Below are 22819 nucleotides of genomic sequence, written 5' to 3' on the forward strand. Positions count from 1 at the left end.
TTAGAGAGAAAAAATCACGCTACTTCAACGTAATGATTTTCCCTGTTTTGACAGATTCGTCACATGCGAAGGCTATTTTCAAGCTGTTTAAGGCATCATCAAGATGATCGGTCAAGTCTATATTTTCTTTGATTGCCTTTAGGAAATAGGCCTGTTCCCTGTCGCAAAGTTCTTGATGTCCAGGCTCATCTTTCATGTCAATCCATTCATCCGCTTTGGTGAAGTGATTTTTGGAGTCTATCTCTGCGTGATGTACACGGATGGATTCTGTTTTGGTATGGGAGTCTACGTCGTCGGATTTTCCCGATCCTCCCGCATCTTTTGCCACAATCGATACAGCGCCCTTTGGACCAAAGACATCCTTGATGAAGAATGCTGTCTCGGAGACCATTGGTCCCCATCCGGCCTCATACCAGCCCACAGAACCATCCTCAAATCGAATCTGAAGTTGACCATAATTGTAATTGTCTGGAGCGATGTCTTCAGTCAACCGTGCTCCGATAGCTGATACAGTTACCGGCTTGGAACGCGTCATCTGACACATGACATCGATGTAATGTACCCCACAATCGACTATTGGGCTCAGGCTTTTCATCAAACTGCGATGTACATCCCACATGACTCCATGACTTTGCTGATTGAGGTTCATTCGCATGACTAGTGGTTTGCCTAGCTTCTGAGCCTCATCGATGAAGCGGATCCAAGATGGATGATGACGGAGTATGTAGCCTACCACCACCTTTTTATTGGACTCTTTAGCTTTTTGAATGATCCTTTCGCTGCCTGCAATAGTATCGGCAAGTGGCTTTTCGATAAAAATGTGACAGCCCTGCTCGAGAGAATTGATGGCAATTTCTTCATGCGTATCCGGATAGGTCGAGATACAGACAGCATCAGGTTTTGTTTCTGTCAATGCTTTCTGATAGTCATCAAAAAGGGGGTAGTTGCCATTCAATTTTTGATTTAGTTTTTCTTTACTGCTACCTCGGGATACTAATCCGCAGATTTCAAATTCTGACATTTTATCATAGGCGGCGGCATGTGACGCCCCCATATTTCCACATCCAATTACTAAAATTTTTAGGGGGGAATTCATGGTTTTAGGTTTATATGCTAGTTGATCCAATAAAAACTGACATCCTGATGGCTCAAGATGATTGACGTGAGTCATCCTAAGAGCTAACTCTATGATTTAAGTTTAAAAAGAATTTTCCTCAAAATCAGACTTATTTGCTTTTAATTATAATTAAAGCAATAAGTTGGAGACTAAGCCTCACTGAGTGTCTAGGATTTTTCTAAGTTGGCGTGGAGGGATTTCAATGATATTTACATCCAAAGTAATAGCCTCGGTCGGCTGATCATTTTCGTCCCGAGACACACGGACAATTTTTTCCACGATGTCCATGCCTTGAATGACCCTTCCGAATACCGTATAATCCCCATCTAAACGATGTAATCCTTCCTTATTTTCAACAATGTAGAATTGGCATCGGGCCGAAAGCTTATCTGGATTATTATCTCTTCCGGCTCCAACAGCACCGTAGACATGGGTAAGGGAAGGATCAAACTCCGGTTCTAAGAGGTATTCCGGGTCATTGAATCCTTCTGGAGTATCTGGACATCCACCCTGAGCGACAAAATCTGGAATCACCCGATTAAAGGTCAATGAATCCCAATATCCTGCTTCTGCCAGCTCGATAAAACTTTCGCGATGCCGAGGGGTGCGCTCATCCAACATGATCAAGATTTCACCGAGAGGTGTGATTATTTGCGCTACCTCTATATTCTTTTGGTTTACAGGGTAAGCAAACATCGACTGTAGGAAAATCAGGATTGGGATGATCGACATAGTTGTATTCGTTAGGAACCTGGGCTGGATGTTGTGCTCAATTGCTTCTTGTTACTCACGGGGTTGGCATACATGGCCAAATAGTTATGTACTTCTTCTGGGTTTTTAGAATCAATTTTTTCTTCGATTCGCTTCTCAAAGGCCTCTTTCTCTTCCCTATTGTATTCTTGAGCAAATTCATTTTTTTGATGTAGCATATCGTGCGCTATGAAATTGCTTGGCCAAAGTCTATAGCCGTCCCATATTTTTTGATCAATGATAGTAGCCAAGTCGCTAAGCTTGTCACTGAGCGAACCATTTTTTTGGTCGATTTCATCAATTTCCTTATCCAAGACTCCATTGATGGATAGATGGATTCGCTTTTTGGTACCAATAATGCCCCTCAAGAGATTCAAAAAATCTTCATTTTCGCTTTTAATGTATTTTTCATCACGAGCCTTAGCTATCAGTTGTGGGATTTTAAGTTTGTCTGTCGGGTCATATTCATAAGAGATGGAAACAGGGACCACTTTTATTTTTTTGAAATATTGGAAAGCATCTGCATCCTTCTCAGCCAAAGTCAACATGCGGAGGACTCCTTTTTGAGTGACATCATTTCCGTCTTTTGTTCTTCCTTCTCGCTGAGCGATCCATACGGATCTGTTCTCGTGCAGAAGTGAATTGGAAATGTATTCCGAAGCGATCTGTGAGCTTTCCAGTAGCTCCCTTCCTTTGAGTCCTCTGCGTATCGCAAAATTTCTATTGAGTCTTGAAAGGGTCTTCAAAAAAGGCTTTTTGATCAGGTTGTCTCCAATAGCCGAAGTGGTCATGACGAGCCCCTTTTCATAGAGACAGGCATTCAATAAGGAAGTGTCAAGGATGATGTCGCGATGATTGGAGATAAAGAGGTAGGCGGTATTGGGTTCTAATATTTCAAACCCAGAGCTGCTTAGTCCATCCGAACTCCTTTCCAAAACTTTCATCAGCCCGGGATAAATAAAATTGATCTGAAAGTCTCTCAGGGAATGTGTGCGCTTCATTAACTCTTTCCATTGTCCAGTTTTGTCCTCCGGAAAAGAAAACTCCATCATGGCTATCAGCATGGGGTTGTTGACAATTTCCAAAATAGCAGCGTTTGCCTCGGCGTCGTAAAAAGGTCTTATTTGATCAAATTTTGTCATGAATCAATTTGCTAGGTTTGGAGGGAGTGGTGGTAAAGGTGTGAAATTAAAGACTATTCTCGACTTAGGTGTCGATTTAAAAATAAGATGTGAACTGGTAGGGCCTCTGTCCAATACTGCCAGGTATGCGCTCCGGGTCTTTCGGTGTACTCGTGAGGTACTTCTCGGTCAAGAAGTGCTTGGTGAAGTTGACGATTGGTTTCTATCAGAAAATCGTCCACTCCACAATCTATTAAAATATCTTGGCCGTTTTGCTCAAGCTGATCCAATAGTCCCATGACCGTGTAGGGATTGAAGTTAGGGGCGTCATAGTTGAGGTTAGCCCCCAGCATAGCTTTTTGCTGTCCTACGCGAATATTTCTGAAGTCCTCAGGTACTTTCCAAAGTCGGGTATCGATATTCATCACACCGCTCATCGTGCCTACAGCTGTGAAAAGGTTCCGGTGCTTCGCTGCCAGCATCATTGCGCCATGGCCCCCCATAGAAAGCCCGGTGATCGCTCGTGATTCTTTTTGGTCCAGTGTACGATAATTTTGGTCAATAAATGGGATTAATTCACGGATAATGTAGCTTTCATACTGCACACTGTCCATTATGGGACTATCATAATAGTAACTAGAAGGACCTACTCCCGGGGTGACGATGATTAGTTGGTATTGGTCAGCGAGTTTGGGAACGAGTCCTGGTTCCGTGACTTTTTGATGCCAGTCAGAAAATGCCCCAAATCCTCCGTGTAAAAGGTATACTACAGGATATTTTGTATTCGATTCAGCGTATCCTTCAGGTAGTGTGATTGCGGCTTTTAGGTTTTTATCCATTATTTCACTTCTTACAGTCAAGGTGTCTACTTGCGAAAAAGAAAGGGTGGAAAAGAAGTAAATAAGGAACAGGACTTTCTTCATAGGTTTAGGGTATTTTTAATTCAAGAGTAGGGTATTTTCTAGCTTTTCAAAACTCTATAAGCAGCTTCGATCAAATAGACATGTGGTGAAAATAGCTTTTTTTGAAATATTCTAGGAGGGAAAATTGATCATAGGGGAGTATTTCCTTTCGGAATGGGTATATTTCAAAGGTAAACTAGAAAAGAATGGAACGTCTAAAACGAACTGCTTTATTTCTGATTGTTTTGGTTTTCGGGGCTTTAGTACTCCGGGAAGGGTCGTTTATCTTGGTCCCTTTGGTTTGGGGAGTTTTCTTTTCTTTTGCACTTTCTCCCATTGCTGATTGGCTGGATTCAAGAGGTCTGCCAAGGAGTATTTCTATTATCATGAGTATCCTACTTGTGACTCTGATAGCCGGAGGAATTGTCTATGTGCTATTGAATCAGATGATCGGTTTGGTCAAAGACATTCCGGAGATTGGAGAAAATTTCAATAGGAAGATTGGAGCTTATGTCGAACAGTTGGAAGGGCTGCTTGGGCGAGAAGTGTGTGATCCTCAGAATCAGGAAGAGTTGTGGTCCGTAGTAAAAATTGAGAATCTAAATGAAACACTTTTTGCTACTGGTAAATCTTTGACTTTGGCTGGAATTATCCCGCTTTATATCTTTTTATTGATGTATTATCGGGATTTTTTCGTGACTTTTTTGATTAAATATTCAGAAAAAAGCAAAGAAAGGATTCTCACCTGGGCAAAGGATTCTGGAAAGGTCATACAGTCTTATTTGACGGGAATGATTTTAGTGACTTTGATTGTGGCAGTTTTATCGGGCTTATTCTTTTTCCTGATCGGAGTGAAATATTTTCTTTTGTTCGCCGCTTTCATAGCTGTTCTTAATTTGATTCCCTATGTAGGCGTATTCGTGTCCTCTTTTTTTGCGATTCTATATGTTTTTCTCACCACGGACTCCATGCTTTATCCATTGATGACCTTCGGGGTTCTCTGGGGGATCCAATTATTCGAAAATAATATTATCACCCCCTGGGTAGTGGGTTCACATGTCAAAGTCAATGCCCTCGCTGTGATTTTGGCAATTCTTCTAGGGGGATGGCTTTGGGGAATTTCTGGTATGGTTCTTTTCATTCCATTGGTAGGAGTCTTGAAAATCACCTTGGAAAGGTCCTCTGGGCTAGAGGCATTTGGTTTTTTACTTAGTGATGCTGTCCCTGTCCAAGATAACTCAGCGGGCAAGCGAGCATGGTTTTCTTGGTTTAGAAAAGATAAGTAGCCCAAAATAAAAAATGCCAGCAAGTTTTGCTGGCAAGTAAAGTGTCGGGGTGGCAAGATTCGAACTTGCGACCTCCTGCTCCCAAAGCAGGCGCGATGACCGGGCTACGCTACACCCCGAGAATTTTTGATTTTTAAAACGGCCATTTGCCATTTAAGGATTCGAGCTTTCGGCCTTCCCGATCCCTATCGGGGCGCGATGACCGGGCTACGCTACACCCCGAGATTTGATGAGCTTAGCTCCCCAAACGGATTGCAAATGTATGGAAATTATTGAAAGTTTATTGATAGGCCTGAAAAAAATATCAGGCTTTATTTTTTGGGATTAATTTGAAAGAAATTGTGATCATTTTATGGATTACATTTTAGCCTCTGAAGTGATGAAAACTCCATTTGGCTCAATTTTGAGTGAATGGAAATTTCGTAGAAATAAAAAAACCTGACCATTGAGGGTCAGGTTTTTAGGCGTGATCAGACTATCGTATAGTCCAGCTTTTCTATGTACAACTTTTACTTTTTACTCTATTGCTTATTGCTATTCATCAATCTTTGTACCACTTCAGCAATAATAATTAAGATTGCAATGACTACAAAAAGGTATATCGGGTTCAATTTTCCGCTTTGTTAATGATCGCGCAATGATAAGATAATATTTACTTAACATGGCAAAAATGTATGTTAAGTTTTTGGCAATCGGGAAAAACTTAACATTGGATACTGCTTTTGACGAGCTTCATTGAATTTTTCTACCTTTGAAAATAAAGATATTCATCATCCTATGTTCAAGTTTAATTCATTGCCTATCGTATTGCTACTGGGCTTAATTGTAGTTTTCACAAGCTGTCAATCGAGTGAGGAGCAAGAAATAGAATCAGTTCAAAAAATTGAGAAAGTCTCAATTGCAGAGATTGAAGCTGGGATTAAGGCATTTATCGATCAGAAAACAACTGAAAATGGAGGGGTTTTTCCGGTAAAGGATGAGAATCATGATTTGAAAATGAAATTAGTCCGAGTACATACAGAGTATCTCTCAAATCTTGGCCCTGAAACACACTTTGCTTGCGTAGACTTGGTGGATGAAAGTGGAGATGTATATGATGTGGACTTTTTCATGGAAGGAAAGCCCGGTGCTATGACCGTCACAGAAACTACCGTGCACAAACTCAATGGGAAGCCATTCTACTCATGGAAGCAAAATAAAGAAGATAAAACTTGGTATCGAGTACCTCTAGATGAGTCTACCAACCGATTATTGGGTGTAGTAGAGGGAAGTGATGAATTCCAGTTTTTTTATCATATCAGTGTTCCTGAACTTCAATCGGAAGCACGAATGTGGGTTCCGGTTCCTATCTCAGATCATTATCAGCAAGTGGAAGTGTTGGAAATGGAGCTTGCGGGTGAGACGGTGGAAATAGAAGATCAGGAATATGGTAATAAGTTTGTCTATTTTGAATTAGGGCCTACAGATAGTGGTAAGGAAATCAAGTTTTCTTATGCTGTCAAGCGGAAGGAAAAAGGACCGTATGAGGCACCAAGCCCGAATCCAGATTTATACCTTGCCTCCAATCGTCTGATGCCTAAAGGTGGTCGCTTTGAAGAGATTGCTAAAGAGGTACTAGGGTCAAAAATCAATGATTCCAAGCTTATCCAAGCAAGAGCATTGTATGATTATATTATTGACAATATGCGGTACATGAAGTTTGGAGACTATGGAAACGGCGATTCAAACTATGCCTGCGATTCCAAAACTGGTAATTGTTCAGAATTTCATTCCTTCTTTATTTCCTTGGCTAGATCTGTAGATATTCCTGCTCGTTTTGCAATCGGAGCATCCATCCCCTCGGATAGGAATGAGGGAGGAATTGATGGGTATCATTGTTGGGCGGAATTTTATGCAGATGGAAAGTGGTGGCCTGTGGATATCTCAGAGGCTAATAAGTACACCGCATTGGCAACTTATTACTTTGGAAGGCATCCGGCCAACCGAATTGAACTCAGCAGGGGACGTGATTTACAAGTAAATCCAGGCCCACAAGAAGGCCCAATTAATTTTATAGCTTTTCCCTATCTGGAGATCGATGGTAAGGAAGTCAAAGCGCCATCAAAGTTCACCTTCCAGAGAAGTGAAAATTCTTAAAACAGAAACGGGTCCTAAAAGACCCGTTTTTTGTTTAATCATTGTCAGGATGCTCATTCGATGGATGTTCTCCACCTTCAGATGGGTGTTCGGAGCTATCAGTGGGATGCTCGCCTCCGTCAGAGGGATGCTCACTGCTTTCAGCAGGTTGTTCAGTAGCAGCTTCTTGACTTTCTTCTTTTTTGCCTCCGCAGGATGTCAATGTTGTGGCTGCCAGAAAACTAAAGGCTAAGCCGAGTGTCAGGAGTGATTTGATTTTTTTCATGATAATGTTGATGGTTTTTTGTGAAATTATAAGGAAGCTTTGAATAATGCAATGAAATGCGCTTAACTCTTATTTGCAGGATTCAATTATCGAAGGATTTTTTTGACTACTTCTCGTTTTACATAGACAATCATAAACCAAACAAGATAAGCTGATGCCATTCCAATCAAAGCTCCAACAAACAGGTCAAATGGATAATGCACTCCAAGGTAGATTCTAGTGTAGCTGACCAAAGCCGCATATAAGAAAAGCCAACCGAAATAAGGGACTTTCTTTCTCATTTTTAAGTTGAGAAAAGTGGCCATGCCAAAAGTGTTGGCAGCATGCGAGGATGCGAATCCATACAGCCCACCACATCTTTCATAATTGTGAATCAAGCCTTCCCAGCGAGCATCGTGACAGGGTCGGAGTCGCTCGAAAAAGGGTTTCATAAAGCTTGAAGTAACCTGATCCGCAAATAATATGGTCAGAGCGACCCCGCCAAAGACCCACCAACTGTTTTTGGGGTCATAGCGATAAATCTTATAGATCAAGAATAAGAATAAAGGGAGCCAGGTGACGGTTTTTGTAAGCTGAAATACAATGGGATCCAGCCAATCTGTATGAAAGGAATTTAGCCATAAAAACAGCTGCTCGTCCCATATTGACAATTGCTCAATCATGTAGGAAAGTTTAGCCAGTCAATATCTTTCTTCAAGTGGTTCAGCGTAAACTCCTCCTGACTTCCTACAATAGGTTCATGCATGTAGGTCCACTCTGCTTGTGGAGGCATACTCATCAAAATACTCTCTGTTCGGCCATTTGTATCTAGTCCAAACTTAGTACCTGCGTCCCACACAAGATTAAATTCCACATAGCGACCACGGCGGAGGCTCTGCCATCTTTTCTCATTTTCTCCAAAACTGATGCGGGAGTTTTTCTTCATAAAATGACCATAAACTTCAGGAAAGAGCCGTCCTAAAGCTAAGCTGAATTGAAGAATTTGCTCAAAATCAGCATCTGATTTACCCGAAAGGCGATCATAGAAAATCCCTCCAATCCCCCGGGTTTCATTGCGGTGCTTCAAATAGAAATAATCATCTGCCCATGTTTTGAATTTTGGGTAGTAAGTCTGGTCGAATGCGTCGCAGGTCTTTTTCACTTCTTGATGAAAGTATTGGGCATCTTCAGGCACAATGTAGTGGGGAGTCAAATCAATTCCCCCACCAAACCAATGAACACCATTATCCATTTCGAAATACCTGATATTCATATGGATGATCGGAACCATGGGACTAAATGGATGCAAAACAATGGAAACTCCAGTGGCAAAAAAGTCAGCTTTTTCAAGACCTAGTTTCGCCAAAATCTTTTCAGGTGTCGGTCCATGAACTGCAGAAAAAGCCACTCCTCCTTTCTCGATTATTTGACCATTTTTGAAAATCCTGGTTCTCCCGCCACCTCCTTGCGCACGGTCCCATTTATCTTCCATAAAATGGCCCTGACCGTCATATTCTTCGAGTTTGGCACAAATATGATCCTGCATTTGCTGGTAAATCAGCGCAATTTCTTCTTTTGTTTTTCTAGCCATAACTAATTTTAGAAAGGGTAACCGATCCCAAAATTGAATACGGTCTGCCCTCTGACCCCAAAAGGTCGTCTGAATGAAATATTGTCTAAAACCCAACGCTCTCCTTCAGGCTGAGCGGGGTCAATTGCTTTCGTAGCAAGGTCCAATCGGATAATCAGGAAATCAAAATCCATCCGGAGTCCAATGCCTGAACCTACTGCCAGTTCTTTGTAAAATCGATCGAAACGGAAGTCGGCTCCCGGTCTAGTTTGATCCACTCCGATGACCCAGGAGTTTCCGATGTCCAAAAATAAAGCCATGTCGAAATAGCTGAATAAATTTCTCCGGTATTCCAGCATGGATTCGATGATCATTTCTGCTGGCTCTTCAAAAGGGTAATCATACTCGCCTTCTGGACCTCTTCGAGGGTTTGAGCTACCAGGGCCAAGTCGTCTGGCTTGCCAAGCCCGGATACTAGTTCCACCTCCCGCAAAGAAATATTTTTCGTAAGGAAGAATCCCATTACTGACACCATATGGTTGGGCTATTCCAAAATTTAGCCGGTAGGCCAATGTTTGTTTTTCGTCCAAAGGATAGTACCTTCTGAAGTCTGCCTGTAACTTCAACCACTGGAAATTAGCGATTTCGGTTTCCTCACTGTTCGTCGGTATATCCCGAAAATTTAGCAGCGTACCGCCACTTTCTACAAAAAGTCTAAGCATGGAGGAGGGACGGTTCCTGAAGTTTCCATAGCTATTGAAATTAATAATAGACTGGCCTGAAATACTGCTGATGTAGGAAGGTAAAAATGACCAAATCAGATTGTTTCCTTGATTGGCAAGGTCTAGCAGGATTTCTCCAAACTCTGGAGTGATGGCAGGCGTCTGAATGTAGTTTAGATCGGCTACATTCACGGTGAACTGCTGCCGATTATTCAGCGTAGCCCATGTGTAGGCGAGTTTTCCGTTGAAACTGGTTCGTGTATACTCAGGCCGGTTGGTATAATTATAACCAATCTGAACTCGGGTGTTTGGGTTATATCGTCCGAATTTCCTCAAGCTCGATGGGTAAAATGGGACTAAAAACCGAGGGAAAATCACTGAAGAAGAGATGCCCAGTTCCCGACTTTGATAAACTCCTTGATTTGTGGCTGATGCCACTCCTTCCAAACCTGCTCTGAAATTGAATTCGAGGATTTCTCCACCTCTGAAAAAGTTTCTGTTTCGAAGGGAAGTACTGAAAAATGGCCCCGGTAGCTGCTCTGTAATGCTTAGACCTACCTGATTGGTTAATTGATATTTTTCTGCTGGCTGAGTGAATATGTTAGCAGTCAGTGAGTTGCCTAAGGTGTCAAAGGTGATGTTGACAAAGCGAAATAGGTCAAGATTGCTGAGCTGTTTTTGACTCTCGATGACCATATTTCTTTGGTAGGTACTCCCTTTTTCAAACAGGACTCTTGAATCAAGAATCTTTTCAGAATACCTGTCTCGATAAAAAGAAAAGTCAATTCCATTGTACTCTACATTCACCTGTTGGTCAGCAAATTCATTGGATGGTGGGTTGACGCGAAAGTTGATTTCATCCAAGGAATAGACTATATGTTTTTCAGCAAAGGTTGGTTTTTGGATCTCCTGACTGATTTTAACGGTTTTTGCGACGGTATCCATGTAGACCAGGTATTCTAGATAGGTCTTGGTAAACATGTAGAAACCATTGTTTTTCAGGAGCTCTTCTACTCGGTTTCTCTCTGCAGTAATGTCATCCTGAGCATAAGCTTTGCCTGTTTTTAGAAGGCTTCTTTGCTTTGATTGATTGAGTAGTTTGATTATTTCTTCGTTGTCTGTCCGGGTGTAGACAGAGTCGATCAGGTAGAGTGGCCCTTCCTCAATTTCATAAGTGACATAGGCTTTTTTCTTTTTGGTCTTTACCTCAAAATCCACCTTTGATTCAAAGAAACCATTGTTGTTAAGGTAACCAGAAAGATTTTGGGTCGTGTTTTTGATAGTGGTGGAATCCAAGCGCGTCACTGGATTGCCGGTTCGCATCAGTCCATTCCCATATTCTTCCTTGTACTTCAAACTTTCAATTCGGCCAGAGACTTTTTCGATACGTTTTTCTTCTTTTCGGCTTAAAGAGTCAACCTCCTCTTTTTCTTCTAAAGACTGGAGTTCGGCCTCAAAGTTTTTTCTTTTTTCTGCCACTTTGCTACTGTCGAAAAACGAACGGCCAATTCGATAAATGGATACGCCCGGAGAAACATTCAGAAGAGGAATGCGAAAGTTCGTTTCAGGCTGAAGGAGAGCAGACAATCGTTCTTCATCGGCTTTTTCGATGCCTTTTAGCTCATTCTCAAAAAGCGCATATTCATTCTCTTGAAGATTTTTGGTGAGTGAGCATCCAAATGATAGTCCAAGCAGCAAAAGAAAAAGTATATATTTGGAGCTCTTCAAAATGGTGTAATCAGACGACATGCTAAGCAAAAATACAATTAAGTTTTTTAAATCCTTACATCAAAAGAAATACCGAATTGCCCATCAGCAGTTCTTTGTGGAGGGCAGAAAAAGCGTTTTGGAGCTATTGGAATCCTCCTTTGTGACCGATTGTGTTTATGCAACTCATGAATTCTTGGACACCTATGGAGAACGGCTCCGCCAAGCTAAGGTATCCTTTGAGCTAGCTACCCCTGCACAACTCGAAAGTATGGGCCAGTATCAGAGTAATGACTCGGCGATCGCTTTGGTCCGAATGAAAGAAAATCAATTGCCGGAAATCCAATCCTCAGATTGGGTTCTGGCTTTAGACGATGTACGGGATCCGGGAAATTTGGGTACGATCATCCGCATCGCTGATTGGTATGGAATCAAAAATTTACTCTTTTCCAAACAAACGGCCGATTTCTATAATCCTAAAGTGATACAATCAACGATGGGTTCCTTCACAAGGGTTAATTTTTACTACTGTGATTTAGCAGAAGTTTTGTCAGCGTTGAATTTACCCGTCTATGGAGCATTTATGGATGGAGAAAATGTCCATTCCATCCAATCTTTCGCATCCGGAGTTATATTGATGGGGAATGAATCAAATGGAGTTTCTCAAGAGCTGGAACCCTTTATCAGCAAAAAACTAGCTATTCCCGCCTTCGGTCAAGCTGAATCACTCAATGTAGCGGTTGCCACAGCTATTCTTTGTGACAACCTCAAAAGAATTAGCTCCTGGAAATGAAAAAAGTCAAAAAGCTGCTCCAGAAAGTCGGATTCAATAACTTTTTATTGGGCTTGATCTTAGCCATTTTTTTGGCTTGGCTTTTCCCAAAATTAGGAAGTTCAGAAGGCCCTATTCATTGGAAGCCTTGGATCAATGGCGGGATAGCATTGGTTTTTTTCTTTTATGGAGTCAAGCTAAATCCAAGGCAGTTTATGGAGGGCTTGTCAAATTGGAAATTGCATCTGACGATTCAGCTTTTCACCTTCATTGTTTTTCCCTTTTTAGTTCTGCTGATATTCAGGTGGTTGCCCTGGGTTGATCAAGATTTCGAGTTGGGTATTAGTTATTTAGCTGCTTTGCCTTCCACGGTCAGTGCCTCTGTAGTAATGGTTAATATTGCGGGTGGAAATGTTCCTGCCGCCATTTTCAATGCAAGTATTTCAGGTTTACTAGGGGTGGTAATTACCCCTGCCTGGATGGGTATTTTGGCTGAAAACCTCGGACAGGGTGAGGTGGATTTCTGGCCTACCTTTGTGGATTTGACCATTAAGGTCATCTTGCCGGTTTTTGCTGGTGTTTTATTACACGGAAAGTTATTTCCATTGATCAGATCGCATCTTAAAAGACTGAAATATCTCGATCAGGCGATTATAATGATGATTGTATTCACCGCTTTTTCAGATAGCTTTTACCAGAAAATATTTCAATCTTATTCCTGGTTAAGTCTTTTGAAAATAGCCTTTTTGATGCTTATACTTTTTCTGATGGTGCTATTGTCGATTGAGTTGGTTTCACGCCTTCTCGGTTTTTCTATCAAGGATAGGATAACAGCACTTTTTTGTGGATCCAAAAAATCCTTGGTACATGGAGTTGTTATTGGAAAAGTTATGTTTCCAGATCCTGCTGTTTTGGGACTGGTATTACTCCCCGTGATGCTTTATCATTTCCAGCAGCTCTTGATTGGGTCATCTTTGGCGGAGTGGTTTGGAAGGAAAAACTTCCAATAAAAAAGCCCGTTTTATCGGGCTCAAAATTTTAAATATGTTTTTCGGATAGTTTTTCGACTAGCTCCAAATACTGACTTTCAGCTTCAGTTTTGGAAAGTCCTTTCAGGTTCAACCATGCATTGTACTTGGCAGCTGCTTTGAAGTCAAATCCTCCTGGACGTTCGGTTTCATTATCACCTTCTGTAGCCTGTTTGTAAAGGGCATATAATTTCAAAAGTTCTTCATTTGAAGGTCTAGAGGTGAATTTCTTAGTAATCGCTACTGCCTCTTCAAGTGTAGTTGGTTTCATTTATGTACTTGGATAAAATGATTTAGGATTCTAATTATCCTCAAAGATAGGGCATAAAAAAGGCCAACTTTTGAAGTTGGCCTTTGATATTGGTCAATAAAGCTTATCGCTTGTTCATGGAAACGTAGTCGCGCTCGTTTGCACCAACATAAACCTGACGCGGTCTTCCGATTGGCTCTCCATTCTCACGCATTTCTTTCCACTGAGCGATCCATCCTGGGAGACGACCCAAGGCAAACATCACCGTAAACATGTCGGTAGGAATACCTAGCGCTCGGTAGATGATTCCTGAGTAGAAATCTACGTTTGGATACAGCTTTCTATCGATAAAGTACTGATCATTTAGCGCAGCATATTCGAGTTCTTTTGCGATATCTAAAACTGGATCTTTAACGCCTAGCTTTTCTAGCACATCGTCAGCAGCTTTCTTGATGATTCGAGCTCGCGGATCAAAGTTTTTGTAAACGCGGTGTCCAAAGCCCATAAGACGGAAAGGATCGTTTTTATCCTTCGCCTTATCTAAATACTTTTTAGCATCTCCACCGTCGGCTTTGATCGCCTCAAGCATTTCGATCACTGATTGGTTAGCGCCACCGTGTAGAGGTCCCCAAAGAGCATTTATTCCTGCAGAGATAGAAGCGTAAATAGATGCCTGGGAAGAACCTACAATTCGTACGGTAGAGGTAGAACAGTTTTGCTCGTGATCAGCGTGAAGGATTAGAAGTTGATCCAAAGCCTTTGCTACCACTGGGTCTACATCATACTTCTCAGCAGGAAGTGCAAACATCATTTTCAAGAAGTTGGAACAGTAATCCAAAGTATTGTCTGGATAGTTTACTGGATGTCCCATTTCATTTTTATATGCCCAAGCAGCAAAAGTTGGCATTTTCGCAATCAGCCTGATGATGCTCAAGTTTACTTCATCTTCGGATCTGTTTGGATTAAGCGACTCTGGATAAAAAGCAGAAAGTGAACAGATCAAAGAGGATAGTACACCCATTGGATGGGCATTGGATGGGAATCCGTCCAAAATCTTTTTAATATCCTCATGCACCAATGTATGGTGAGTTACTTCACTGGAGAAAGCTTCAAATTGATCTTGAGTAGGAAGCTCACCATAGATAAGTAAGTAAGCCACTTCAAGAAAAGTAGATTTTTCGGCCAAGTCCTCGATACGATATCCTCTGTAGCGAAGAATACCTTTTTCCCCGTCCAAAAATGTGATGGCACTGGTAGTAGAACCGGTGTTTTTGTAACCTGGATCTAGGGTGATTAAGCCAGTTGAGCCTCGAAGCTTGGCAACGTCAATAGCAGGTTCGTTTTCGGTTCCCACTGTGACAGGAAATTCAAAATCTTGTCCGTTATAGGACAGCTTTACGGATTCAGACATATAGGTTTATTTTTGGATTACTACTTTCAAAAACTTGATAATCGCCCATAAGTTAACAAAATCCCCTATTTTATTTAGGATTATTTACACTTGGTGTATTTTGATTGTGCTAAAGGATAAGGGCCTGTTTTGGTATTCTTCACTTGGTTGGAAGGCTTTTTTGCAAGGTGATATACGGACAGTTTTTTATTCTGAGGTATATCTTTTTTGCCAAACGTAAAAAAAGCCCCGAAGGGCTAATTTTAATCACAAAAATGTTCGAAAACTTCGACTAAATGGTCTCCGATCATCTGGGCGTTTCTACCTTCGATATGGTGACGCTCAATGAAGTGTACCAATTCTCCGTCTTTGAACAAGGCCATAGCTGGAGAAGAGGGAGGGTAAGGCAATACAATTTCTCTAATTTTATTGACGGCATCGCGATCATTTCCAGCGAAAACCGTGGCAAGTGTACTAGGCTTTTTTGCAGCCTTATCCAATGCATATCGTACACCTGGTCTTGCAGCTCCGGCTGCACAACCACATACTGAATTGATAACCACGAAGGTGGTACCCTTATGCTCAGAGCTAAGGTGCTCGCTTACCTGATCAGCTGTACGGAACTCTTCGAATCCGACGTCTGTCAATTCTGCACGCATCGGTGCGATTAATTCTTCTGGATACATATTCTTTACTTATTATTTGAAACTTACAGAAATCCTAATTCAAGTTTGGCAGCTTCTGACATCATGTCCTGTGAGTAGGGGGGATCGAAAGTCACCTCTACTTCTACATTGTTGATACCTTGAATCTGCTGTATTTTATTCTTTACCTCAGAAGGAATAAATTCCGCCGAGGGACAATTCGGTGAGGTAAGAGTCATCAAGACATACACATTGTTGACCGGGTACACGGTGATCTCATAGATCAAGCCTAACTCATAGACATCTACGGGTATTTCAGGGTCATAGACCTGCTTGATGGCTTGTATTACCTTTTCTTTTGTCTGTGTTTTGGTTTCCTCCATGTTAGGCGTTCAATTTTGTTTGATACGCTAGCGCATAGCGTTTCATTTGTTGGATCATAGATGCCAGTCCATTTGAACGCTGGCTTCCGATGATACTTCCCATTCCTATTCGGTCGATAAAATTCAAATCTGCCTGAATGATTTCCTCTGGGCTGCGATTATCCAATACGCGAATCAACAGTGAAATCAATCCCTTGGTAATATCAGTGTTAGAATCAGCGAAATATCTGACCTTCCCATTCTCCTCGTCTGCGATCAACCAAACCTTGGATTGACATCCTTTGATCAAGTTCTCGTCTTTTTGTTCATCAGCTGGAAATTGAGGTAGCTTTTCACCTAACTCCATGATATAAAAAATGGTAGATTCCCGATCTTCACCGAGGATTTCAAACTCTGATACAATTTCGTCTTGTAAGGTACTGATGCTACTCATTTGTTTTTGATTCTAGCAATTTTGGCGATTCCTTCCGCCATATTTTCGATTTCAGATTTGGTGTTGTAAACAGCAAAACTAGCCCGTACAGTTCCCTCAATTCCAAATCGATGCATCAAAGGTTGTGTACAGTGATGCCCTGTCCTCACGGCGATTCCTCTCGCATCCAGCATTTGCCCTAGGTCAAAAGGATGCATACCTTGAATATTAAAAGAAAGGACCGAAACTTTGTCCGCTGCAGTCCCTACCGGAATGAAGCCTTTTATATCTTTGGTAAGCTGATTTGCATAGCTCAGAAGATTATCTTCATGCGCTTTGATCTGCTTTTTGCCAAGGGACTGAATGAAATCCAGCGCCTGGCCAAATGCGATTACATCGGCAATATTGGGCGTCCCCGCTTCGAATTTGAAAGGGATTTCATTGTAAGTGGTCTTTTCAAAGCTGACTTCTTTGATCATTTCACCACCACCAAGGAAGGGAGGCATTTCTTCCAGAATCTCCCGCTTCCCGTACAATACGCCTAGTCCAGTAGGTCCATAAAGCTTATGAGCCGAAAAGGCTAAGAAATCACAGTCTAGTTCCTGCACATCAATTTCTAAATGCGAAGTAGACTGGGCTCCATCCAAAAGCACTTTAGCTCCAATTTCATGAGCTGACTGGATGATTTTTTTGACTGGATTGATCGTGCCTAGGGCATTGGAAGCGTGAACGATGCTGACGAGTTTTGTCTTTGGGTTAAGCAGCTTTTCAAATTCCTCAAAGACAATTTCTCCATTTTCTTGAATGGGAATCACTCGAAGTTTGGCTCCCTTTTCTTCACACAGCATCTGCCAAGGCACAATATTGGAGTGGTGCTCCATGGTGGAAATAATGATTTCGTCATCTTTTCCGATAAACTTTCTTCCAAAAGTCTGAGCGACCAAGTTGATGCTTTCGGTGGTACCCTTAGTGAAAATTACTTCAGCAGACTCTCGTGAATTGATAAAGTCCTTGACTTTTTCTCGAGTAGCCTCGTAATGGCGTGTTGCTCGATCTGCTAAGGTGTGCGCACCTCGGTGAATATTGGAATTGTCGTGTTCGTAGTAATTCCTCAAAGCATCAAGAACTGCCTGAGGCTTTTGGGTAGTGGCTGCATTATCAAAATAAACCAAAGGCCTGCCATGTACTTCTTGGTGAAGCACAGGGAACAGGCCTCTGATTTTTTCCAAATCAAAACTCATGTATTGTTAGAATTTGCTGCCTAGACGATCTTGGATCAGCCCGACAACATGGTTTTTAAAGCTTTCTTCCTCAATTTTCTCCATCACTTCTCCAGCAAAAGCATATAAAAGCAATCCTTTGGCTTGGACCTTACCGATCCCTCGAGCTTGTAGATAAAACAGAGCCTCTTCATCAAGTTGACCTACCGTACAGCCATGGGAACATTTAACATCATCTGCCCAAATTTCCAGTTGTGGTTTGGTATTCACAATGGCATCATCTGAAAGAAGGACATTATTATTCTGTTGGAATGCATTGGTTTTTTGTGCGTCCTGTCTTACGAAAATCTTTCCGTTGAAAACTCCTCTGGACTGAGCATCAAAAATACCTTTATACATCTCATTTGACTCAGCATGCGGAATCGTATGGTCCACATTGGTATGATTATCTACATGCGTTTTTCCGTTCAGCAAATAAATCCCGTACATATTTCCTTCCGAGTTGCTGCCGAGAAGGTTTAGGCTAAGGTTATTTCTAACCATATCTCCGGAAAGAGAAATATTCACAGAAGTAAATCGGGCATCAGACTGAATATCTGTCTCAATATTGCTGATCTCAATCGCCTGATTGGATTCGTTTTGTAGTCTGTAGTAATTGATGTGGGAGTTTAGTCCTCCTTTGATTTCAACTACTTTGTTTACAAAGTAAGCTTCCTCTCCCATACTGATACTTTGATCTAGGAAAGTAACCTCTGAGAAATCACCCACTTCTATCCAGAATCGAGGCGTGATAACCTGCCCGTCATTTGCTCCATTGAAAGAGAGCAGCAAGATGGGCTTTTCAATTTTGGTCTTTTTAGGGACTTTGATGCTGATTCCTCCTGAAAAGCTCGCTTGATTTAGAGCTGCAAAGGCATCTTTTTCTGCTTTGGCAATAGAACCGATCTCCGCTGAGCTTGATAGAATATCAGAAACTTCAAGGCCTTCGATAGTGGAGGACATTTCCTGAAGGAATTTTCCATTGGAAAAAACCAAAACATCTCCCTCAAATCCTTGAAAAACAGATTCTTTGATCAGGTTTTCTTCTACCGAAAGCTGATTAGCTTGATTGTAATTATCTAGGCTTTTTTCAAGCTTTTTGGTGATTCCGGTGAATTTATACTCTTCTTCCTTTGGAGCAGGAAGACCTGATTTTAGGTATAAGTTTTTCGCTGTCTGTCTGGCTTCCGTGAAGTTAGCGGGAGCGCTTTCAAGCAAATTCTCAAATAAATCTTCTTTTACTAAAGTGCTCATGTTTATTGATTTATACAGCAGCGTCTACTTCTTCTTTGATCCAGTCATACCCTTTCGCTTCCAGTTCGAGCGCAAGGTCTTTTGTACCTGACTTGACGATTTGTCCTTTGTACAACACGTGCACGTAATCAGGGACAATGTATTCTAACAGCCTTTGGTAGTGAGTTACTACGATAGTAGCAGTGTCAGCGCTTTTCAGCTTGTTGACGCCATTCGATACGATTCGAAGTGCATCGATATCGAGACCAGAGTCTGTTTCATCCAAAATGGAAAGCGTGGGCTCTAGCATTGCCATTTGGAAAATTTCGTTTCTCTTTTTTTCTCCTCCAGAGAATCCCTCATTGAGCGAACGGCTAAGCAATTTTTGGTCAATCTCAACCAATTTCATTTTCTCCTTCATCAAGGAAAGAAACTTTACTGCGTCCAAAGGCTCCTGACCACGATATTCACGTACTTGGTTTAGGGCTGTTCTTAGGAAGTTGGTAGAAGATACTCCGGGGATTTCTACCGGGTATTGAAATGCCAAAAAGACTCCTTCTCTAGCACGGTCTTCCGGCGCCAAGTCTAATAGATCTTTTCCCTTGAAAATTACTTCTCCTTCAGTAACCTCATATTCTTCCCGTCCTGCTAAAACAGAAGCAAGCGTAGATTTGCCAGAACCATTTGGTCCCATGATAGCGTGAACCTCACCTGGTTTTACTTCGAGATTGATTCCTCTGAGAATAGGCGTGCCTTCCACTGCGGCATGCAGATTTTTTATCGTTAGCATAGTTGTGTTATTTCTAATGGTTTTACTGGATCAACCTACTGATCCTTCTAAGGTCAAGGCAAGAAGCTTTTGAGCTTCTACCGCAAACTCCATAGGAAGTTGATTCAATACTTCTTTGGCGTATCCATTGACGATCAAGGCTACTGCATCTTCTGTGCTGATACCACGCTGATTACAGTAGAAAATTTGATCTTCTCCAATTTTAGAAGTAGTAGCCTCATGCTCTACTTTGGCACTTGGATTTTGGATATCAATGTATGGGAAGGTATGAGCTCCGCATCGATCACCCATCAATAATGAATCACACTGTGAAAAATTCCGTGCGTTGGAAGCACGTTTCATCACTTGAACCTGTCCTCGGTAGGAGTTTTGAGATTTACCTGCAGAAATACCTTTCGATACGATTCGTGATTTAGTATTCTTGCCGATATGGATCATTTTTGTTCCTGTATCAGCTTGCTGCATGTTGTTTGTGACAGCTACAGAGTAAAATTCACCGATTGAATTGTCTCCTTTAAGGATACAAGAAGGATACTTCCAAGTCACAGCAGAACCAGTCTCCACCTGAGTCCAAGAAATTTTAGAATGATCTCCGGCACAGATTCCACGCTTCGTTACGAAGTTGTAGATTCCGCCTTTTCCATCCTTGTCTCCAGGGAACCAGTTCTGTACGGTTGAGTATTTTACTTCAGCATGTGCTCCTGCATAAATTTCTACAACGGCAGCATGAAGTTGATTTTCATCTCTTTGTGGGGCAGTACAGCCTTCCAAATACGATACGTAAGACTCGTCCTCGGCTACAATTAAAGTTCGCTCAAACTGTCCTGTATTGGCAGCATTGATACGGAAGTAGGTGGATAGCTCCATCGGACATCTGACTCCTTTCGGTATGTAGCAAAATGATCCATCAGAAAATACTGCTGAATTCAAAGCAGCATAATAGTTATCTGTCATGGGAACTACTGATCCCAAGTATTTCTTCACCAGTTCGGGATGTTCTTTTACTGCTTCGCTAAAGGAGCAGAATACGATTCCCAACTTGGCAAGTGTGCCTTTGAAAGTGGTTGCTACAGACACGGAATCCAAGACTGCATCGACTGCAATTCCCTGAAGCCTTTTTTGCTCATTCAATGAAATCCCTAAGCGCTCATAAATGGCCAATAACTCAGGATCGATTTCGTCCAATGATTTTGGCTTTTTGGTTTGCTTAGGAGCTGAATAGTATCGAAGCTTTTGGAAATCCACCTTTGGGTAGGTGACGTTAGCCCATTCAGGCTCTTCCATAGCCTCCCAAGCGCGAAAAGCTTTCAAGCGCCAATCCAAAAGCCATTGAGGCTCTTCTTTTTTGGCGGAAATCCATCGTATAATTTCTTCATTAAGGCCTAAAGGAGCTTCATCTGCTTCATAATTGACGGACCAGCCGTGCTCATATTCTTTGGATGTAAACTCTTCTAAAATCTGATTGTCTTTGCTCATGGGGCGAGTTATTTAGACTAATTACATTTTGCTTGCGAAGGTACAACTTATAATCAAAATATAATGTTCCCGGTTATACGAAAATTCTATCAGGGATGCTGTTTGTCAATGAAAATGAGCAGAAAAACGCTGAAATTCAGTTTAAATAAAAATAAAAAAAAGCCCCAATAGAGGCTTTTAAACAGGATAGTTTTTTATTTAGATTTAGTCCAAATAGTATTTTTATTTTGTTTCTTTATCGAAAAATTGAATCGGGCGATTGATACTTTCTTCAAGAACGATCAAGGTTTCTGTTCTGTCTATGCCCTCTACCTTTTGAATTTTGTCCAGAACCATTCTGAGGTGGTTGGTATCTCGGCAGATGATTTTTGCAAAAATGGAATAGTTGCCTGTGGTATAATAGGCGCTGACAACTTCAGATATCTCTTTGAGTCGCTCAATGACGGTGTCGTAGAGGGAGCTTTTCTCCAGGTAGATTCCCAAAAAAGCCGCGATGTCATATCCAAGTTTGGTGAAGTTTATATTTAAGGTGGCACTTTTCACAATCCCCATATCCTCTAGCTTTTTCATCCTGACGTGAACCGTCCCGGATGAGACAAAGACTTTTTTGGCTATTTCGGTGTAGGGAGTCTTTGCGTCCTCATTGAGTAAGGAGATAATTTTTAAATCTATATTATCGATATCTGAATTTTTGTCCATCTTTTTAGATAGTTTTTAGATGATTTTTAACGAAACTGCTTGTAAATTAGAGATTGTTCAAAATAATGCAAAATTATTTTTTCAATTTGTAATTGAATCGATTTTATTTTTTATTTGTAGCCGATTTGAATACGTTTAAAAAATTTGGATTTAATTGCTTTTGATTATTTTTAATTTTGAAGTGATTAATAAAATCCGAATTTTCAGCTAAAAATCGGACTTTTAATCTCTAAAGTTATATTTGGGTTTATATTCTGAAAAAAGTCTTGCCGGTGGCAGGACTTTTTTGTTTGGGCTTTCTAAAATTTAAAATGCAAAAAATTGTATTCGAAAAAAAATTTAATGTATTTTTGAGCAATCCTTTAAAAATCATGACTAAAACAGCCCTATCCATCAAGATTTTTGTAGCGTTTTTAAGTGTAACATTGATTAGTGTTCACCCAATTCAACCTTCAAGCGCACAGGCAGCAAGCATTGTCTCCAAAGCTGAAGTAAATTACAATAAGGTTAGTTTCAGAAATTTAGCCTATGAAAACTTAGAGGCGGAGATAGTATCTTCCGAAGAAGTGACCTATTTGCCTTTGACAGTGAAGGAAAAAGAGATTGCTCGCGATCTTGCTTCTAGTTGGGTTTGGCCAGAGTATACCTTAGATATGATTGACTCTTACTCGCCATTTTTGTTCCGCACCAAAAAGTCAAGAGAGTATGAAGAGGTGAAGGTCTTGGTCAAGGTGGATTTTAGAGGAAAAGTCAGTGGTTATGAGTTCATAACTGAATTGGATAAAGGTACGCAAGAGCGGATGGATTATTTAATCAGGAAATTGCCTGCTTGCAAGGCTGTGCCAGGATACCCAACTTACAATTCGACGACTTTCGAATTGACAATTCGAAAAGAATAATTCTCCTACATTTTTTTTAAACGGTGGTG

At 41.2% G+C, this 22819-nt stretch carries 23 protein-coding genes and 1 tRNA gene; 5 read left to right on the forward strand and 19 right to left on the reverse strand.

Annotation, left to right across the window (positions count from 1 at the left end; translation table 11 throughout):
* Positions 1-19 precede the first annotated feature (19 nt).
* The 4 genes from G457_RS0100385 to G457_RS0100400 form a co-directional block, all read right to left on the reverse strand.
* Complete coding sequence (locus tag G457_RS0100385) at positions 20-1096, reverse strand: Gfo/Idh/MocA family protein (RefSeq protein WP_026944704.1); 1077 nt, start codon at positions 1094-1096, stop codon at positions 20-22.
* A 177-nt stretch (positions 1097-1273) separates the two neighbouring features.
* Positions 1274-1849, reverse strand: coding sequence for a peptidylprolyl isomerase (locus G457_RS0100390; RefSeq protein ID WP_026944705.1), 576 nt, complete (start codon positions 1847-1849; stop codon positions 1274-1276).
* 11 nt (positions 1850-1860) lie between these two features.
* Positions 1861-3009, reverse strand: coding sequence for a 1-acyl-sn-glycerol-3-phosphate acyltransferase (locus G457_RS0100395; RefSeq protein ID WP_026944706.1), 1149 nt, complete (start codon positions 3007-3009; stop codon positions 1861-1863).
* Between the two features lie 53 nt (positions 3010-3062).
* The gene (locus G457_RS0100400) at positions 3063-3911 is read right to left on the reverse strand and encodes an alpha/beta hydrolase (protein WP_035482893.1); all 849 of its coding nucleotides are present in this window, start codon (positions 3909-3911) and stop codon (positions 3063-3065) included.
* 185 nt (positions 3912-4096) lie between these two features.
* On the opposite strand from G457_RS0100400, the gene G457_RS20810 reads away from it, so the two are divergent.
* Positions 4097-5176, forward strand: a complete 1080-nt coding sequence (locus tag G457_RS20810; protein ID WP_035482895.1) for an AI-2E family transporter — start codon at positions 4097-4099, stop codon at positions 5174-5176.
* Between the two features lie 44 nt (positions 5177-5220).
* On the opposite strand, the gene G457_RS0100410 is transcribed toward G457_RS20810, so the two are convergent.
* A tRNA-Pro gene (locus G457_RS0100410) sits at positions 5221-5295 on the reverse strand.
* 658 nt (positions 5296-5953) lie between these two features.
* Here G457_RS0100410 and G457_RS0100420 point away from each other — a divergent pair.
* Positions 5954-7312, forward strand: coding sequence for a transglutaminase-like domain-containing protein (locus G457_RS0100420; RefSeq protein ID WP_026944708.1), 1359 nt, complete (start codon positions 5954-5956; stop codon positions 7310-7312).
* 34 nt (positions 7313-7346) lie between these two features.
* Here the strand turns inward: G457_RS0100420 and G457_RS0100425 are convergent, their stop codons facing one another.
* From G457_RS0100425 to tamL, 4 genes are all read right to left on the reverse strand, one after another.
* A complete protein-coding gene (locus G457_RS0100425) occupies positions 7347-7577 on the reverse strand; it encodes a hypothetical protein (protein WP_035482896.1) in 231 nt (76 codons plus the stop codon).
* An 86-nt stretch (positions 7578-7663) separates the two neighbouring features.
* Complete coding sequence (locus G457_RS0100430; protein WP_026944710.1) at positions 7664-8239, reverse strand: phosphatase PAP2 family protein; 576 nt, start codon at positions 8237-8239, stop codon at positions 7664-7666.
* Positions 8236-9147: an oxygen-dependent coproporphyrinogen oxidase gene (gene hemF / locus G457_RS0100435; protein ID WP_026944711.1), complete on the reverse strand. Its 912-nt coding sequence runs from the start codon at positions 9145-9147 to the stop codon at positions 8236-8238. The genes G457_RS0100430 and hemF overlap by 4 nt, the downstream gene beginning before the upstream one ends.
* An 8-nt stretch (positions 9148-9155) precedes the next feature.
* Positions 9156-11576 carry a translocation and assembly module lipoprotein TamL gene (tamL, locus tag G457_RS0100440; protein ID WP_026944712.1) on the reverse strand — a complete coding sequence of 807 codons (2421 nt, stop codon included), beginning with the start codon at positions 11574-11576 and terminating at the stop codon, positions 9156-9158.
* 19 nt (positions 11577-11595) lie between these two features.
* Between tamL and G457_RS0100445 the strand changes: the two genes are divergently transcribed.
* Both G457_RS0100445 and G457_RS0100450 read left to right on the forward strand, forming a co-directional pair.
* Complete coding sequence (locus G457_RS0100445) at positions 11596-12348, forward strand: TrmH family RNA methyltransferase (protein ID WP_026944713.1); 753 nt, start codon at positions 11596-11598, stop codon at positions 12346-12348.
* Positions 12345-13337, forward strand: a complete 993-nt coding sequence (locus tag G457_RS0100450; RefSeq protein WP_026944714.1) for a bile acid:sodium symporter family protein — start codon at positions 12345-12347, stop codon at positions 13335-13337. The genes G457_RS0100445 and G457_RS0100450 overlap by 4 nt, the downstream gene beginning before the upstream one ends.
* A 28-nt stretch (positions 13338-13365) precedes the next feature.
* Here the strand turns inward: G457_RS0100450 and G457_RS0100455 are convergent, their stop codons facing one another.
* The 10 genes from G457_RS0100455 to G457_RS0100500 all read right to left on the reverse strand — a co-directional run bounded on the left by G457_RS0100455 (position 13366) and on the right by G457_RS0100500 (position 21891).
* Positions 13366-13626 carry an acyl-CoA-binding protein gene (locus tag G457_RS0100455; RefSeq protein ID WP_024283208.1) on the reverse strand — a complete coding sequence of 87 codons (261 nt, stop codon included), beginning with the start codon at positions 13624-13626 and terminating at the stop codon, positions 13366-13368.
* Between the two features lie 103 nt (positions 13627-13729).
* Positions 13730-15016 (reverse strand): citrate synthase, encoded by a 1287-nt coding sequence (locus tag G457_RS0100460; RefSeq protein ID WP_026944715.1) that lies wholly within the window; start codon positions 15014-15016, stop codon positions 13730-13732.
* A gap of 242 nt (positions 15017-15258) precedes the next feature.
* On the reverse strand, positions 15259-15681 hold the full coding sequence (locus G457_RS0100465) for a BrxA/BrxB family bacilliredoxin (protein ID WP_024283206.1): 423 nt from the start codon (positions 15679-15681) through the stop codon (positions 15259-15261).
* A gap of 23 nt (positions 15682-15704) precedes the next feature.
* Positions 15705-16022 (reverse strand): iron-sulfur cluster assembly protein, encoded by a 318-nt coding sequence (locus G457_RS0100470; RefSeq protein WP_024283205.1) that lies wholly within the window; start codon positions 16020-16022, stop codon positions 15705-15707.
* Position 16023: 1 nt separating this feature from the next.
* The gene (locus tag G457_RS0100475; RefSeq protein WP_026944716.1) at positions 16024-16455 is read right to left on the reverse strand and encodes a SufE family protein; all 432 of its coding nucleotides are present in this window, start codon (positions 16453-16455) and stop codon (positions 16024-16026) included.
* Entirely contained in the window at positions 16452-17675 is a 1224-nt protein-coding gene (locus G457_RS0100480; RefSeq protein WP_026944717.1) for a cysteine desulfurase, read from the reverse strand. Before G457_RS0100480 ends, G457_RS0100475 begins: the two co-directional genes overlap by 4 nt.
* Before the next feature lie 6 nt (positions 17676-17681).
* On the reverse strand, positions 17682-18947 hold the full coding sequence (gene sufD / locus G457_RS0100485; protein WP_026944718.1) for a Fe-S cluster assembly protein SufD: 1266 nt from the start codon (positions 18945-18947) through the stop codon (positions 17682-17684).
* A gap of 10 nt (positions 18948-18957) precedes the next feature.
* Positions 18958-19716, reverse strand: a complete 759-nt coding sequence (gene sufC, locus G457_RS0100490; protein WP_026944719.1) for a Fe-S cluster assembly ATPase SufC — start codon at positions 19714-19716, stop codon at positions 18958-18960.
* A gap of 30 nt (positions 19717-19746) precedes the next feature.
* Positions 19747-21192 carry a Fe-S cluster assembly protein SufB gene (sufB, locus tag G457_RS0100495; RefSeq protein WP_026944720.1) on the reverse strand — a complete coding sequence of 482 codons (1446 nt, stop codon included), beginning with the start codon at positions 21190-21192 and terminating at the stop codon, positions 19747-19749.
* Between the two features lie 222 nt (positions 21193-21414).
* Positions 21415-21891 (reverse strand): Lrp/AsnC ligand binding domain-containing protein, encoded by a 477-nt coding sequence (locus G457_RS0100500; RefSeq protein ID WP_024283199.1) that lies wholly within the window; start codon positions 21889-21891, stop codon positions 21415-21417.
* A 371-nt stretch (positions 21892-22262) separates the two neighbouring features.
* On the opposite strand from G457_RS0100500, the gene G457_RS22115 reads away from it, so the two are divergent.
* The gene (locus tag G457_RS22115) at positions 22263-22790 is read left to right on the forward strand and encodes a hypothetical protein (protein WP_155847055.1); all 528 of its coding nucleotides are present in this window, start codon (positions 22263-22265) and stop codon (positions 22788-22790) included.
* Positions 22791-22819: the final 29 nt, after the last annotated feature.

The sequence above is a fragment of the Algoriphagus marincola DSM 16067 genome (assembly GCF_000429405.1).
In the GTDB taxonomy this organism is placed as follows: Bacteria; Bacteroidota; Bacteroidia; order Cytophagales; family Cyclobacteriaceae; genus Algoriphagus; species Algoriphagus marincola.

Excerpts from the sequence above, each read along its gene's own strand:
- G457_RS0100385 (WP_026944704.1), bottom strand. The coding sequence starts at position 1,096 with ATGAATTCCCCCCTAAAAATTTTAGTAATTGGATGTGGAAATATGGGG.
- G457_RS0100390 (WP_026944705.1), bottom strand. The coding sequence starts at position 1,849 with ATGTCGATCATCCCAATCCTGATTTTCCTACAGTCGATGTTTGCTTAC.
- G457_RS0100395 (WP_026944706.1), bottom strand. The coding sequence starts at position 3,009 with ATGACAAAATTTGATCAAATAAGACCTTTTTACGACGCCGAGGCAAAC.
- G457_RS0100400 (WP_035482893.1), bottom strand. The coding sequence starts at position 3,911 with ATGAAGAAAGTCCTGTTCCTTATTTACTTCTTTTCCACCCTTTCTTTT.
- G457_RS20810 (WP_035482895.1), top strand. The coding sequence starts at position 4,097 with ATGGAACGTCTAAAACGAACTGCTTTATTTCTGATTGTTTTGGTTTTC.
- G457_RS0100420 (WP_026944708.1), top strand. The coding sequence starts at position 5,954 with ATGTTCAAGTTTAATTCATTGCCTATCGTATTGCTACTGGGCTTAATT.
- G457_RS0100425 (WP_035482896.1), bottom strand. The coding sequence starts at position 7,577 with ATGAAAAAAATCAAATCACTCCTGACACTCGGCTTAGCCTTTAGTTTT.
- G457_RS0100430 (WP_026944710.1), bottom strand. The coding sequence starts at position 8,239 with ATGATTGAGCAATTGTCAATATGGGACGAGCAGCTGTTTTTATGGCTA.
- hemF (WP_026944711.1), bottom strand. The coding sequence starts at position 9,147 with ATGGCTAGAAAAACAAAAGAAGAAATTGCGCTGATTTACCAGCAAATG.
- G457_RS0100445 (WP_026944713.1), top strand. The coding sequence starts at position 11,596 with ATGCTAAGCAAAAATACAATTAAGTTTTTTAAATCCTTACATCAAAAG.
- G457_RS0100450 (WP_026944714.1), top strand. The coding sequence starts at position 12,345 with ATGAAAAAAGTCAAAAAGCTGCTCCAGAAAGTCGGATTCAATAACTTT.
- G457_RS0100455 (WP_024283208.1), bottom strand. The coding sequence starts at position 13,626 with ATGAAACCAACTACACTTGAAGAGGCAGTAGCGATTACTAAGAAATTC.
- G457_RS0100460 (WP_026944715.1), bottom strand. The coding sequence starts at position 15,016 with ATGTCTGAATCCGTAAAGCTGTCCTATAACGGACAAGATTTTGAATTT.
- G457_RS0100465 (WP_024283206.1), bottom strand. The coding sequence starts at position 15,681 with ATGTATCCAGAAGAATTAATCGCACCGATGCGTGCAGAATTGACAGAC.
- G457_RS0100470 (WP_024283205.1), bottom strand. The coding sequence starts at position 16,022 with ATGGAGGAAACCAAAACACAGACAAAAGAAAAGGTAATACAAGCCATC.
- G457_RS0100475 (WP_026944716.1), bottom strand. The coding sequence starts at position 16,455 with ATGAGTAGCATCAGTACCTTACAAGACGAAATTGTATCAGAGTTTGAA.
- G457_RS0100480 (WP_026944717.1), bottom strand. The coding sequence starts at position 17,675 with ATGAGTTTTGATTTGGAAAAAATCAGAGGCCTGTTCCCTGTGCTTCAC.
- sufD (WP_026944718.1), bottom strand. The coding sequence starts at position 18,947 with ATGAGCACTTTAGTAAAAGAAGATTTATTTGAGAATTTGCTTGAAAGC.
- sufC (WP_026944719.1), bottom strand. The coding sequence starts at position 19,716 with ATGCTAACGATAAAAAATCTGCATGCCGCAGTGGAAGGCACGCCTATT.
- sufB (WP_026944720.1), bottom strand. The coding sequence starts at position 21,192 with ATGAGCAAAGACAATCAGATTTTAGAAGAGTTTACATCCAAAGAATAT.
- G457_RS0100500 (WP_024283199.1), bottom strand. The coding sequence starts at position 21,891 with ATGGACAAAAATTCAGATATCGATAATATAGATTTAAAAATTATCTCC.
- G457_RS22115 (WP_155847055.1), top strand. The coding sequence starts at position 22,263 with ATGACTAAAACAGCCCTATCCATCAAGATTTTTGTAGCGTTTTTAAGT.